13 protein-coding genes are annotated in these 13,984 nt (G+C 62.5%); 4 read left to right on the top strand and 9 right to left on the bottom strand.

Annotation, left to right across the window (positions count from 1 at the left end; all coding sequences use genetic code 11):
* Positions 1–7 precede the first annotated feature (7 nt).
* A complete protein-coding gene (leuS, locus tag I0K07_RS02485; RefSeq protein ID WP_203291083.1) occupies positions 8–2,605 on the bottom strand; it encodes a leucine--tRNA ligase in 2,598 nt (865 codons plus the stop codon).
* 32 nt (positions 2,606–2,637) lie between these two features.
* On the bottom strand, positions 2,638–3,135 hold the full coding sequence (locus I0K07_RS02480; RefSeq protein ID WP_203291082.1) for a DUF3576 domain-containing protein: 498 nt from the start codon (positions 3,133–3,135) through the stop codon (positions 2,638–2,640).
* Positions 3,136–3,401: 266 nt separating this feature from the next.
* Between I0K07_RS02480 and I0K07_RS02475 the strand changes: the two genes are divergently transcribed.
* Together I0K07_RS02475 and I0K07_RS02470 are read left to right on the top strand one after the other, a co-directional pair.
* On the top strand, positions 3,402–4,625 hold the full coding sequence (locus I0K07_RS02475) for a porin (protein ID WP_203291081.1): 1,224 nt from the start codon (positions 3,402–3,404) through the stop codon (positions 4,623–4,625).
* A gap of 103 nt (positions 4,626–4,728) precedes the next feature.
* Positions 4,729–5,172 carry an NtrZ family periplasmic regulatory protein gene (locus I0K07_RS02470; RefSeq protein WP_203291080.1) on the top strand — a complete coding sequence of 148 codons (444 nt, stop codon included), beginning with the start codon at positions 4,729–4,731 and terminating at the stop codon, positions 5,170–5,172.
* Positions 5,173–5,180: 8 nt separating this feature from the next.
* Here the strand turns inward: I0K07_RS02470 and I0K07_RS02465 are convergent, their stop codons facing one another.
* On the bottom strand, positions 5,181–5,798 hold the full coding sequence (locus I0K07_RS02465) for a thiamine phosphate synthase (protein WP_203291079.1): 618 nt from the start codon (positions 5,796–5,798) through the stop codon (positions 5,181–5,183).
* On the opposite strand from I0K07_RS02465, the gene I0K07_RS02460 reads away from it, so the two are divergent.
* Complete coding sequence (locus I0K07_RS02460; protein ID WP_203291078.1) at positions 5,797–6,474, top strand: YggS family pyridoxal phosphate-dependent enzyme; 678 nt, start codon at positions 5,797–5,799, stop codon at positions 6,472–6,474. The two genes, I0K07_RS02465 and I0K07_RS02460, sit on opposite strands and share 2 nt — an antisense overlap.
* On the opposite strand, the gene I0K07_RS02455 is transcribed toward I0K07_RS02460, so the two are convergent.
* Complete coding sequence (locus I0K07_RS02455) at positions 6,471–6,971, bottom strand: L,D-transpeptidase family protein (protein ID WP_203291077.1); 501 nt, start codon at positions 6,969–6,971, stop codon at positions 6,471–6,473. The two genes, I0K07_RS02460 and I0K07_RS02455, sit on opposite strands and share 4 nt — an antisense overlap.
* A gap of 256 nt (positions 6,972–7,227) precedes the next feature.
* On the opposite strand from I0K07_RS02455, the gene I0K07_RS02450 reads away from it, so the two are divergent.
* Positions 7,228–7,914, top strand: a complete 687-nt coding sequence (locus tag I0K07_RS02450) for a response regulator transcription factor (protein ID WP_203291076.1) — start codon at positions 7,228–7,230, stop codon at positions 7,912–7,914.
* 3 nt (positions 7,915–7,917) lie between these two features.
* Here the strand turns inward: I0K07_RS02450 and xth are convergent, their stop codons facing one another.
* The 5 genes from xth to I0K07_RS02425 form a co-directional block, all read right to left on the bottom strand.
* Complete coding sequence (gene xth / locus I0K07_RS02445; protein WP_203291075.1) at positions 7,918–8,730, bottom strand: exodeoxyribonuclease III; 813 nt, start codon at positions 8,728–8,730, stop codon at positions 7,918–7,920.
* A 17-nt stretch (positions 8,731–8,747) separates the two neighbouring features.
* Complete coding sequence (locus tag I0K07_RS02440; RefSeq protein ID WP_203291074.1) at positions 8,748–9,356, bottom strand: hypothetical protein; 609 nt, start codon at positions 9,354–9,356, stop codon at positions 8,748–8,750.
* Between the two features lie 315 nt (positions 9,357–9,671).
* Positions 9,672–10,373: a LolA family protein gene (locus I0K07_RS02435; RefSeq protein ID WP_203291073.1), complete on the bottom strand. Its 702-nt coding sequence runs from the start codon at positions 10,371–10,373 to the stop codon at positions 9,672–9,674.
* A gap of 57 nt (positions 10,374–10,430) precedes the next feature.
* Positions 10,431–11,288, bottom strand: coding sequence for an SMP-30/gluconolactonase/LRE family protein (locus I0K07_RS02430; RefSeq protein ID WP_203291072.1), 858 nt, complete (start codon positions 11,286–11,288; stop codon positions 10,431–10,433).
* A gap of 5 nt (positions 11,289–11,293) precedes the next feature.
* Positions 11,294–13,933 (bottom strand): DUF3857 domain-containing protein, encoded by a 2,640-nt coding sequence (locus I0K07_RS02425; protein WP_203291071.1) that lies wholly within the window; start codon positions 13,931–13,933, stop codon positions 11,294–11,296.
* Between the last annotated feature and the right edge of the window lie 51 nt (positions 13,934–13,984).

Genomic DNA, 13,984 nt, shown 5'->3' with positions numbered 1-13,984 from the left:
ATAGGGCTTATCCCACGACGATGTTGACGATCCGGTCGGGTACGACGATCACTTTGCGCACTGTAAGCCCTTCCGTCGCGCGCACCACCCCGTCCTGGGCCAGAGCGAGGGATTTTACCTCCTCCTCCGGTGTGCCCTTGGCGACGTCAATCTGGGCGCGACGCTTGCCATTGATCTGGATCGGCATGGTCACCGTGTCCTCGACCAGCAGGGCCGGATCGGCTTCCGGCCAGGCCGCATCGATGACCAGGCCTTCACCGCCCAATGTCTCCCAGCATTCCTCGGCGAGGTGCGGTACGAAAGGTGCGATGACGCGAACCAGAATGCCCAGGGCTTCGGCCTTGGCGGCAATCCCGTCTGCATCAGCCGGCTCATATTTGCGCAGCGCATTGACCAGATCATGGACCTGGGCCACGGCCGAGTTGAAGCGGAAGCCTTCGATCGCATCGGTGATGACATGCAGTGCCTTGTGGGCGGCCTTGCGGATATCCAGGGCGGCACCGGTCGCATTGACGGCGACGGTGTCCGGTCCCGGTGCCCCTTCCGGCAGGGAGGAGACGGTGGTCCACAGGCGCTGGACGAAACGCCAGACGCCTTCCACACCACTGTCCGTATATTCCACATCCCGCTCCGGCGGGCTGTCGGACAGAACGAACCAGCGGGCCGCATCGGCCCCGTAATCATCGACGAAAGCGTCCAGATCCACGACGTTTTTCTTGGACTTGGACATTTTTTCGATCGCGCCGACCGTGACCGGCTTGCCGGTTCCGATTTCGACGATCTGACCGTCCTTGCGTTCGACATCTGTCGGCAGGAGCCATTTGCCTTCCGACGATTTGTAGGTCTCGTGAGTCACCATGCCCTGGGTGAAGAGACCGGCGAAAGGCTCGCCGCCCGGCAAATTCATCAGGCCGCAATCATTGAGCGCCCGCGTGAAGAAGCGCGCATAGAGCAGGTGCAGGATGGCGTGTTCAATGCCGCCGACATACTGGTCGACCGGCATCCAGCGTTCCGCATGGGCCGCTTCGAAGGGCTCGGTCTCGGACCAGGGCGAGGTAAAGCGCAGGAAATACCAGGACGAGCAGACAAAGGTGTCCAGCGTGTCGGTTTCCCGGCGGGCCGGCTTGCCGCATTTGGGGCAGTCCGTGTGTTTCCAGGTCGGATGGCGCTCCAGCGGATTGCTGGGATGGTCGAAGGTGACATCCTCGGGCAATTCCACGGGCAGCTGGTCTTCCGGCACACCAACAGCGCCGCAATCCTCACAATGGATGACCGGGATCGGGCAGCCCCAATAGCGTTGGCGCGAGACCAGCCAGTCGCGCAGGCGATAGCTGGTTGCGCCCTTGCCCAGGCCGACCTTCTCCAGTTCCTCGATCGCGCGCTCGATGGCGTCGGCCGTTTCCAGACCGTCGAGGAAGCGGGAATTATAGATCGTGCCGTGTGCCGTATAGGCCTCGTCCTTGATCTTGTGATCGGCCGGATCCGTATTTGGCGGCAGGACAACCGGCGTGACCGGAAGATCATATTTGCGGGCGAAATCCAGGTCGCGCTGATCGCCGGCCGGGGAGCCGAAAATGGCGCCCGTGCCATAGCCCGAAAGCACGAAATTCGCAGACCAGACCGGGATTTCCCAATTGGGATCAAGCGGGTGCTTGACGGTGAAGCCCAGGTCGACGCCGCGCTTGGGCGCCTTTTCAATCTCTTCTTCCGTCGTGCCCATGCGGGCGCAGTCATGACAGAAGCGGTCAATCTCCGGATCATCCTCGGCCAGGGCCTTGACGATGGGGTGGTCCGGCGCGAGGGCCAGGAAGCTGGCCCCGAATAGCGTGTCCGGACGCGTGGTGAAGACGTCGATCGTCTGGCCGAAGCGTTCGGCCAGGCCATTGTCAGCAATCGGCCAGGAAACCTCGGCACCGCGAGACCGCCCGATCCAGTTGGACTGCATCGTGCGAACCTTGTCCGGCCAGCGATCCAGATCGGCGATCGCATCGGTCAGCTGGTCGGCATAATCGGTGATCTTGAAGAACCACTGGTCCAGTTCGCGCTGGACGACGAGGGCGCCAGAACGCCAGCCGCGTCCGTCGATCACCTGTTCATTGGCCAGAACGGTCTGGTCGACCGGGTCCCAATTGACCTTCGCCGTCTTGCGGTAGGCTAGGCCTTTATCCAGCAGTTTCAGGAAGATGGCTTGCTGGTGCCGATAATAGGCCGGATCACAGGTGGCGATTTCGCGGGACCAGTCCAGAGCCAGGCCGAGGCGCTGCAATTGCGCCCGCATGACGCGGATATTCTCATAGGTCCAGGCGCCGGGGTGAACGCCGCGCTCGCGTGCCGCATTCTCCGCCGGCAGGCCGAATGCGTCCCAGCCCATCGGGTGAAGCACATCAAAGCCACGCGCGCGCTTATAGCGGGCGACCACATCACCCATCGTATAATTGCGCGAATGGCCGACATGGATGCGCCCTGACGGATAGGGGAACATCTCCAGCACATAGTATTTCGGCTTGGAGGTATCGGCGTCCGGGCCACCGGCCTTGAACGCATCACGCGCCGCCCAGGCCGATTGCCATTTGGGTTCGGCCTCGCGGGGATTGTATCGGCTCATGGTCTTGTCTCGCTGCGAAGCCAGCGCGCGGGCTAGTCTTCCAGCTGGGAAATGCGCAGCTGGCGAGCCCGGGTCAGGATCGCGTTTTCGATTTCATAGGCGGTTTCGGTGCTGGTCTGGGCATCGACCCAGCCGCCCGTTTCGTCACGTACCTGGCGGAACACGTTCACGGCCAGCGCGTCGGCACGCAGGCGCGTATCCAGGATGTAAACCGTCAGCTTGAAGCGTTCGGTCGGCATTTGCGGATTGGCATACCAGTCCGTGATGATCACACCGCCGAACGGATCCACCTCAGCCAGCGGCATGAAGGAGATCGTGTCCAGGCTGGCGCGCCACAGATAACCATTCACGCCGATCCCTTCGACGTCATAGTTTTCATTATTGCGGGCCAGCGGGTTGGGCAGGGACGGAAGGCGCAGTCCGGAACGCTGTTCGGAAGCGGAATCCCCGGCCGCGTTATTGGAGGCGCAGGCGGGAACGAAAAGGATGGCGGCGGAGAGGATAGCTCCGAGAATCCGACGGTCAGGCATAAGCCGAGACTCCTTCGACACTGAACAGCGGTTACACACGGGAGAACCGAGAACGCGGATGCGCTCTTTTCTTTGAAAGGTTTGTATAGCACGCGATACACGCTGTGCCAGCGGTGAAAGGCACCCGATGTGACCGTGGCCCGCTTGCAACAGATTTGTGAGAAGACGTGATCGAACAGGCACGCATGCTTGACCCCAACCGCCGCTTAATTTCCTGTAAGGCGCGACGTCCGGGGGGACGGGGCCGATCGGCGGGACCGCAAGTTATGAAGCGGACATTTGGCGCGATATCCATCGCAGCGTTGTCCGGAGCTATTGCGGGCCCGCCGGCATTCCCTCAGGACGCTTTCTCCGATCCCTATTCAGATTTCGAGACCGAGAGCACCCGGCTGGACATCCAGGCCGGCACTGTTCTGCGGGCAGGCGACGGGGCGTCCGACATCCTGTTCGACCTGGATGGTGACGTCACTTTCGAACGCTTCAATGAGGCCGGGCGCCGCTCCGGCCTTGTTCTGGGCGGCCGGGTGCAAAGTGAAAACGGACATCGTGGATTTGGTGGGCTGGCCGGAAACTGTCCGCCCGGCCAGGGGGATTGCGCCGGTCTGCAGGGTCCCGCCTCCGGCCTGCGAACGGCCGGGGCACCGGAGGGTGACGACACACGGGGCGTGCTGGATACCGCCTATATCTTCCATGAAACCGGTTGGGGCGAGCTGCGCATTGGCCGGACCGAAGGGGCGGCCCGCCAGGACCATACCGGCGGGCCCCGGGCCTTCCGGCTGAGCCGCGCCGATGGTGGCCGTGTGGATACGGGTGGGTTGCAGGGCGCGAGGACAGAGAATTTCAGCTCCGGCCAGGACGCCAAAATCCTGTTCCGTTCCATCGCATTGGGGCAGGAAACCAGTGTCGGTACGCTCCGGGCCTCGGCCTCCTGGACGCCGTCCGTCCGGATGTGCGGCCTGGACCATTGCGCCCGTGAATACGGGCTGGCCGGACTGGTCAGCCCGGTCTTTGACGATGTGCTGGAATTGGGTGTCCATTACGCGCTGCGGCGCGGGGATCATGAATTTGAAGCCTCACTGGGCCTGTCGCACGGCGATGATGCGACCGGTTTGCCCGGTTTTGACGGCTTGCGCGCCTATGATCTGGGTGTGCGCTGGGCTCATGGTGCCTGGTCTGCGGGTGCCCGGGCCTTCGTATCTGACAATGGTCTCTCACAGGAAGCCGGTTACCGGGCCTGGTCGGCCTCGGCCGGGTATGAGAGCGGCGACTGGTTGTGGACGCTGGAATATGCCGGCTTTTCCGATGATGCCGTCCATGTCGACGGAACCAGCTGGCAGGCGGGCGGTTCGCGCCTGTTGGGCGAGCGCTGGATTGCGGGCTTCGGTGTGCAGGCCCAGGAGCGGCAGGAACCTGTTTGGACACCGGCCGGACGCCAGAAATCGAACACTGACAGTTTGACGGCTTTCCTGGAGCTCGGCTGGCAGTTTTGACAATTCCGCCACAGCCGAAAGGATTCTGTAAGAGCCACGGTAGATTCTGCTTGGGCTGGCCCTCCCGCCTGCGTTAGAAGAAAGAGTGTGAGGGAGAATTTCCATGCGTGAGCGGGCTTATCCGTTTGGCATTGTTGGAAAAACCGCGTCCGTGGCCGTGATGGCAACGGCGCTGTGCCTGTGTGCAACTCCCGCCATGGCCCAGGACACGGTCACGCCGGAAGGCGAGACGCCCTGGTATGAAGCCTTCACTCTGTCCATGAATGACAGCCCCCACCCGGAACTGGACGAGATCGAGACCTTCGATTGGGAATCCTCCGGCGGCCGCTGGGGTATCACGCTGGGCATTGATGACCATTCCGACACGCGCATTGCGCGTGAGGATGTCAGCGCCGGCGCCTTCGTGAATCTGGGCGAGCGTTTCCGGGTTGGTGGTGAGCTGCGCTTTGCCTCTCCGGACAGCGAGTATTTCACCCTGCGCGGTGACACATCCCTGGAAGACCGCCGCGAGCCGGAAATCAAGTTCGAGTCCGCGCTGCGCTTCTGATCCTGGGATCAGCCAGACAGGCCGCCGATTGCGGCTACTCCTGAAAAACCAAACCCTTTCAAACGCCTGATGCTTTGCGCCTGGATTCCGCCCAGCGCATAGACCGGCAGCCGGCTCTGCCGGACAAGGCCGCTCGCGCGCATTAGACCAAGGGGCCGGACCGCGCTTGGGCTGGCGCTGGGCAGGATGGGTGAGAGCAAGACCGCGTCCACGCCGCACATCGCGGCCCGCATCAGGGCGTTGTGTCCGTGACAGGCGCTGGTGAACAGGCCGGGATCGCCCCTGCGCCGGGCTTTCAGCGCCTCAACGGTGCGGGCTTGCGGAAAGTGCTGGCCATCTGCGTCGACGGCCCGCGCCAGTGCGGCATCCGAAGACACCAGGAAGACCAGTTCCCGCGACAGGGCGATACGGGCCAATGCCCGTGCGGTCGCAAACCGGTCCGTCGCGCCATAATGCCGGTAGATGAGACCGGATCCCGCAGGCAGGCGCTCGGCCAGGGCGACCGGGTCCGGCGTCCGCTGCGGGTCCGTCAGTGCCAGCAAGGGCGGCAGCGGCGAAAATGCAGCCCCCTCGAGGCGGGCTGCCTGTCTTGCCAAGAAAGCGCCGGCATCATATGGCGGCATCATGACCTCTCAACCTGATATGGCCGACCGTCGGCAAGACCTGCTCGATACGATCCGTGACACTGCCCGGGATGCCGGGCGTGACCCTTCCGATATCACGCTTGTCGCCGTCTCCAAACGCCAGAGCGAGGCGCGCCTGGATGCTGCCCTGGCGGCTGGCCAGCGTGTCTTCGGGGAGAACCGCGTGCAGGAAGCCCAATCCCATTGGGAGAGCCGCCGCGCCGATCACCCCGATCTGGAATTGCGCCTGATCGGACCCTTGCAGACCAACAAGGCGGCAGATGCCGTGGCCCTGTTCGACGTTATCGAAACGCTGGACCGGGACAAGCTTGCCCGGGCCCTGCGCAAGGCGATGGATGAGAGCGGGCGGACGCCGCGCCTTTATGTCCAGGTCAATACGGGTGATGAGCCGCAGAAGGCCGGCATTGCGCCGGCGGACCTGCCGGACTTCCTGGCCAGCATTCGGTCGGATTACGGGTTCGAAATCGAGGGGCTGATGTGTATCCCGCCGGTCGAGGAACCGGCCGGGCTGCATTTTGCCCTTCTGGCCAAGCTGGCCCGCGAGAATGATGTGCCGCGTCTGTCCATGGGAATGAGTGCCGATTTCGAAACGGCCATCCGCCTGGGCGCCACATCCGTACGGGTCGGGACCGGGTTTTTCGGCCCGCGCGAGGATTAGTCGATCACGATATGGTCGCCGGGCCTGGCCTGGGCCAGCAATTCGGTCACATCGGCCGGGTCGAGCGCGACACAGCCCTGGGTCGGCTCGTAATCACCGCGCTTGCAATGCAGGAAGATCGCCGACCCCAGGCCGGGAACCGGCGGATCATCATTATGGCCCAGCACCAGGATCAGGTCGTAGAGCCCGTCCTCGCGCCATAATTCTTCGTGGGAGGCTTTGTAGGGCAGGCGGACCGGGCGGTTGTAGGCCGCATCGTCCGGGGCATCGCACCAGCCATCATCTTTTCGGATTTGCCGGACCGGCAGGGCTGTTTCGGGCCGGGCGACCCGGTCGGCGCGGTAGTAGACCCGCCGCAGGGGATAGCGGCCCAACGGGGTGGCTCCATCGCCCTCGCGCTTGGCTGACGCATCCGTGATTCCCTCTTTACCAAGGGCTGCGCGTACGGTGCGCGCGCCAAGGGCCATTTGGCCTTTGCGGGAGACCTGCCAATCCATGAGCGATAGTCTAGAGCGGAAACGCGGTGGTCGGCGAGGGACAAGCTGTGCAAACAGGCTGCACGATCGTCCGTCTCGCCTCCCCCACCACGGATGTGTGTCCGGTTTCGGACTCGGGACTTACCCAGCAAAATCGGGACCACATATTAAGCATGAAAAACACAGGACTAATCGGGCTGAAGGCGCAAAATTTGCCGGGCAATTCCTGCCGGTCGGCAGTATTTGCCTTGCGCCGTGAAATGGGCATGATCACAGAATGAGCGCACAAAAGACCATCCTGATCGTGGACGATGATGACGACCTGCGCGAGGCGCTGGCCGAACAATTCGCCCTTCATGAGGAATTCCGCACCCTGTCGGCGGCCAATGCCAGCCAGGGTATGGCGCTGGCCAAGGACGAACGCGCCGACGTCGTGCTTCTGGACGTCGATCTGCCGGACATGGACGGCCGCGAGGCCTGCCGCTTGATGCGCAAGAATGGCCTGTCTGCCCCGATCGTCATGCTGACGGCGCAGGACACCGATGCCGACCAGATCCTGGGTCTGGAATCGGGCGCCAATGACTATGTCACCAAGCCCTTCAAATTCTCCGTCCTTCTGGCCCGTGTGCGCGCCCATATGCGCAGCCATGAGCAGAGCGAGGATGCCGTCTTCCAGATCGGGCCCTATGAATTCCGCCCGGCCATGAAGCTGTTGCTCGTCGGGGAGGATCGCAAGGTCCGCCTCACCGAGAAAGAGACGAATATCCTCAAATACCTCTACCGGGCCGGCGGCAAGCCGGTACCGCGCGACGAGCTGCTGCACGAGGTCTGGGGCTATAATCCGGCGGTGACGACCCACACGCTGGAAACCCATGTCTACCGCTTGCGCCAGAAGATCGAGCCCGATCCCGGCCAGGCTCGGCTTCTCGTCACGGAAAGCGGTGGTTACCGGCTGCAGAGCTAGGCTCTAGCTGCCGATCTCCAGCACCACCGGCGCGTGGTCGGAGGGTTTTTCCCAGCTGCGCGTGTCTTCCCAGATGCGGAACGCGTCCCGGCCACCGGCCAGGGCGCGTTCGCGCACGGCGGGAGCGGCCCAGATATGGTCGAGACGGCGGCCGCGATTGGCTTTCTTCCAGTCACGCGCGCGATAGCTCCACCAGGAATAGATCTTCTCGTCCATCGGAATGAGTTCGCGCGCCACATCGGCGAAATCGCAGGTCTTGCGGATCCGCTCCAGCGCTTCGGTCTCGACCGGGGTGTGGGAGATCACCTTGAGCAATTGCTTGTGCGACCAGACATCATGCTCATAGGGCGCGATGTTGAAATCACCGACCAGGATGAGGGGTGGGTTTTCCGCGGCACGTCCGGCGAAATAGGCCTCGATGCGGTCCAGGAAGGCGAGCTTGTGGGCAAAGCGCGGATTGGTTTCCACGTCCGGCTCGTCACCGCCGGCGGGGATGTAGAAATTGTGCAGTTCAATGCCTTCCACCATGACCCGCTGGTGACGGGCTTCGGCCTTGGGGCAGAGATCCTCGTCCGGCAGGTCTTCCAGCGGCAGTTTCGAGGCGATGGCCACGCCATGCATGCCTTTTTGACCGCGAACATGGAAATGCCGGAAGCCCATTTCCCGGAAGGCCTCTTCCGGGAATTGCTCGTTCAGGCATTTGATCTCCTGCAGGCAGAGCACGTCGGGATCGGCTTGCCGGACCCATTCCGCCACCATGGGCGCGCGCAGTCGCACGGAATTGATGTTCCAGCTGGCAAGCGTAAAGGCGGTCATGATCGGTCCTGTCGGGTCTAGAGAATATTATAGCTGGCACCGGCCAGGCCGACCGGCCAGCGGCCCCGGGCGAACAGGCGCCAGCGGGCCAGGAAGGGGTGTGGCAGCTCGTCATCCTCGGCTTCGGCCAGAACAACCAGGGCCGCACCATTGGCCGCCTGGGCTAGGGCCCCGGCGGCGGCATGGACGAGTTCCATGTCTTCCACATCTGCCATGGCGGCCGCGTCCTCGATGGCATCGCGTGCCGTATCACCGGTTTTCTCGGCCACCAGGGTCAGCGCCATGGACACGGCTTCCTCATCGAGGCGTTCCAGTGCGCGTGAGACCAGGCCCGTGCGCAGCATTTCCTCGGTCTCCCAGCCGATCGGATCACGGTCCAGCGCTTCAGCGGCACCGGCGGCCTCGTCCCAATCATTCAGCAGGGCCGGCTCGGCTTCGGGAAAGCCCAGCCCGTCCAGATAGGTCTGGGCCAGATAGCGCTCGCGCTCGTCCAGCGGCTCTCCCAGGCGGGAAAACCATGTATTGGCATTGAGGCTCTCGGCAAAGGCCTTGGCCTTGTAGAGCAGCGGAATTTCTTCGAGCAGGCGCGGAATGTCCGCGCTCTCGGCATCATCCTGGAAGTCCATGCGGTTTATTTAGCGATCCGCGTCGCCCGTGCACAGGGGAAGAATGCAATACGGGCTGAAACCGGACCCCAAACAGCAAAGCGCCCGGTCTCGAGGGGGAGGAGACCGGGCGCGGAGCCGTGCGCCTGTATTTCTGACAGCGCAGCGCCGGGAGGGGATCAATCCGGCGCGACTGAGATGTGGGATCCGCTAGCGGGGGGACGACGCCGATCCATTTGCTCTCAGTCAGCGTTACAATAACGACACAGCCGCCAGCTTTCTGCAAATAAAAAATGAGAAAGGATTTGCGAGTGGCGAAAAAACCACAACGCTTTCTTAGCGGCCCCGCCGTGAATCGCGACGGTCTTCCGGTTCCGGGATGCGGAACAGGCGCGGATCCAGGCGCATGCCAGTCTCCACATCATTCAGGCTGACCCGTGTGATCTCGCCCAGCGCGTCGGTGACATACCATTCGCGCAGCTCAAGACTGGGTTCGGCAAAGACGAACATGATCTCACCCTCCATCTCGCCGCTGGGGTCGCGCAGGGTCAGGTAGAAAAAGCCGTATTCGCGCGCCATGCCGGCAATCTCGGCGTCCTCGGACAGATTGATCTCGTCCTTCAGCAGCCACCAGACCGGAGTGGAGCGCAACGGAATCCGGTCGACCGTTTCCAGCGCCTGATCCTCGATCGCCACAGTCGTGCCGTCGGCAATCACCCGGATCGGGCTGGGATCATCATACTGGAAGCGCAGCCGGCCCGGCCGCTGCAGAGACAGAACGCCCGTGGCCAGGGAGCCATCCGGCGCGATCTGGCTGAAGCGGGCGCGCAGCGTTCCGATCCCGTTGAGATAGGTATTGAGCTGTTCCAGCATCGCCTCGCGGTCGATCTCCGCAGCCGGCGGCTCGATCGCCGTTTCGGTGACCGGATCGGCAGCGCTTTCGGCGGCCGGTTGGGACAATTCCGCCTCATCCGCTTGGGCAGGCGGTTCGGACGCGGTCTGGGCGAAGATCGCCAAGGAGACAAGCAAGGACATCATGGCATCAAGCTGACCCGGGATTGCGGCATGAGCAAGACCGGGATGTTCATCTTCATGTCAGTGAGCCGTGGAAGCATCAGCCGCGCATTCCACCTGCCAGGCTGACAATGCGCCGGGTTGCCAGTGCGGAATGAGGATGCGGTCACCTTCGGTGAGCAGGTCATTCATGAAGACAGGCGTCTCCGTCTCGTCGAAAATCAGCGTCGTTTCATTAAATTGCGCGGTGTTTTCTCGCCAGAAAGACACCAATCCCGGCCACTGGCTGATCACGTATCCCCCGGCCACCGGGCCGATACCATCGGCATTATCCAACCCGGTCAGGAGTTGGGTCAGGGAGCGGTCATCCAAGTCGACCGCCAGGATATCCCCCGCCGACATGGTTGTGACCAAAAGCCGGTTATCCTCCACGAACAGCCCGTTCACCCCGGCCAGGGCCGCATCCTCCAGCCAGACCGAAACCACCCCGTCTTCCAGGGCATAGATCCGGCTATTGGCGCTGTCGGAGACCAGGACCCTATCGCCCAGCACGGCTACATCATTGAGAAAACCGGCTCCCGGCATGGGGTAGTCAGCCATCCTCTCGCCGGTCCCCAGATCAATTTCGACGAGCCGGTCGATATCACTGACAAACAGATGGCCGTCATGAAGAGCCATGCCCTTGGGCGCGTTGAAACCGGTCACCCAGTGTCGTTCGGTCAGCGCGCCGTCAAAGGAGACGCGAGCCAGGTAACCCGCCCCATTCCGCTCGGCGGCCTCACCGGCAATATTGGAAACGATATAGCCACCCCTGCCATCCGCGATGACGCTCTCCGGCGCCTCCAGCCCGTCCAGCCGCCAGATTTCCTGAAACTCCGGGGCCTGGCCCGCGCTGCAAACCTGAACACCCATGGCCAATGCGATGAACCAAGCGGACATGCGACCTAGCCTCCGAAAAATGCACCAAGCATGGACAGGCTGAGGAAGAGCAGCCCGTAGATCACGAGGACCATTGTCGTGATATTCCAGCGTGAATTGTAAGCCTGGACCTCTTGATGCTCCCGGTTCAATGCATTGACCTGGAGCACGGCGGGCAGGATCAACAGGCTGAGGCTCCAGTTGAAGATCAAGACCATACCAGAGATCGGCCCACCCGCCGGCTCGATCTGAACCAGGAAGCGGTCAGCCAGACTGGTCGCGACAGAAGCAATCGAATAGGCAAACGCACAGCCGATGACCAAAACCCTCGAGAAACCGGACGCGTCCGCTTCCTCTTCAATCCGCATGGCCTGTGCCGGGTAAAACAGCACGCTGAACCAGCTGCGGCCGAAGGGCGAGATGCTGAGCTCATCATGTTTTTTGATCCAGCGCCAATTCCGCCACATCCAGAAGACGGCATAGAGATTGAAGCTGGCGATTGAAACAAGGACGAATTTCCAGGGATTTACCGGGTGGAAAACCGCCCCTTCGGGTTGTTTGGCATCGCGGGCAAAGCCGAAGAAAATACCCAGAATGGCCAGCAGGTAGAGAATGCCGAGAAGCCCGTAGCCCAGGGCGAGATCATTGGCGGGATCGTCCACCCAAGCCTGCATGGCTGGAGGCAGCCAGCCTGACGACTCCAGATTGATCCAGAGATCGCCCTGATCCGGCACGGCGCGGGCAATCTGGTTGTAGGCATCGACCTCATTTGCAGGCGCCCGGTCCGCCAGGGTTTGCAGGGTATAGGTCAGGGTGGCGCCATTGGGCCGGTTTGACTGCTCCGTCTCAAAGCGCAGGAAATCATTCGCATAATCTACAGGCGGCAGGCCGGATACGGCGACGGGCGGGTTTTCAAACCGGTGAACATGGCGCTGGTGAAACGGCCAGGGCAGATGAATGGGGGCTGTCCGGCTCGTACCATCCACCGTTTCGAGACGACTCAGTACGGCATCGGCGCGCATCGGGAAGGATTTGTACAGCTCATCCGCCTGATAGGCCTGCTGGCTCAGCGCGTAGAATTCGCGAACCGTCACCTGATTGGCGTCACGGTCATCCTCGACCTCTATCGGGCCGGCGATGGCGATGCCGGGATAGAGGTTTTGATAATAGTCCTGGTAGCTTTCCGACAGGGCCGCCAGGGACTGGCGGGCCAGGCTTGCGCGGAAACTGTCCGCTTCCCGGTCGCGATAAACAGTCTCCACCGTGAGCGCGACACCTGTCGTTTCCAGGTCGGCAAAATCAAACGCTTCTTCGAGATCGATATTGGGCAGACGGGGATTGGCGACCTCGATCCGTTCCAGATCATCCTGGCCCGGTTCCAGCGGCAGGGCGTACATGTAGACCGGAGCCGCGATCCGCGGGAAACGGCCGCCCTGGTGGGACCAGGTGGCATCAATCCAGACCGGCTCGCCATCATTGTCGATACGAACGATTGCGTGATCGAAGGCGTAGGGCGACGGTGCCAGATCGGGCAAGCCGGGCCCCTCATCGATATCGGTCAGCGCCACACTGGCATGAACGCCCATTTCGCCCAGAAGGGCGACCAGAAGCAGCGCCTTGTCCTTGCAGTCGCCATAACCGTTTTCGATCACCGTGTCCGGGTCGCGCGGCGTATGACTGCCCAGGCCCGTAACGTCGGAAACATAGCGGATATCGTCCTGAACATACCGGATCAGCGCCGTAACCTGTTCGGTGTAGACCGGGTTTTCCTCCCGGATCCGCTCCAGCACGGCACGGCTGCGAGGTCCGAGCGCGCTACGGCTCTCATAGAGCGGCCGCGCCCAGTCCACGACGGATTGCCAGTCCGGCATGGCGGACACAGAAATCTGGCCCCAATGCACATGTCCTGCCGGAAAATTCGCCTCGCCCGCCACCCGATCGGCGTCGCTCTGTTCCCAGATATATTCGACCCAGCCATTCTCCTCCGTGCGGACTGGCTCCAGCTGCGAATTGCCGGCCAGGGACAGGGGCCTATCGGCCGGGGCCTGAATCCGGATGTGCTGCCGGCCAAGCGGGATGGACCATTGCGTGGAGATCGTGGTGCCGATGCCGCCCGGCCAGATCGGCGAACGGATTTCGCGCGACCAAGCATACTCCACGAGATCGCCGACGCGGACGTCGCGCAATTCGATGAAGCTGGTCAGGTTTCCGTCGACAATCCCGGACTGGAGATCCGTTTCGCGCCGAACCGTCGTGAACCGATCCAGCTCCAATCGATCCAGCACTTCGCCATCGCGGATGACATTGATGGCGTGGATGAAAAGTTCGGAGTCGGACGGATCGAATTCAAAGGACAGGCGGGCTCCGCCCTCCAGCCCGGCCCGATCCATGATCTGGTAGATGATATGGCCATACTGGTGAAGCGTGTCGTCCGTGACCCGGTATTGCAGGTCATAGAGCTGGTAATAGAGACCGTTGGAAATACCGTCCGGTGCCGTTTCGACTGCGGCGGGGGCCTCCTGCAGGCTTACCCAGGCGGGAGTCGGGGTTTCCTGAGGCCCGGCCTGAGCCCAGGCGACCATGCCGGTTGATGCGGCCCAACACATGGCCGCGACACACTTTATGGCGGCGCGCAGCTCCGCAACGCCCTTGAACCAACGCTTCACGCTTGAAATCCCCCACGAGTTCGCAGCAATCAGAGCATGCAAGTCCGCCCG

Origin of the sequence: Maricaulis parjimensis, assembly GCF_016817355.1 — a bacterium.
GTDB classification, from domain to species: domain Bacteria; phylum Pseudomonadota; class Alphaproteobacteria; order Caulobacterales; family Maricaulaceae; genus Maricaulis; species Maricaulis parjimensis.
The sequence above is the reverse complement of the archived record's forward strand: the minus strand, read 5'-3'. Positions and strand labels throughout refer to the sequence as shown.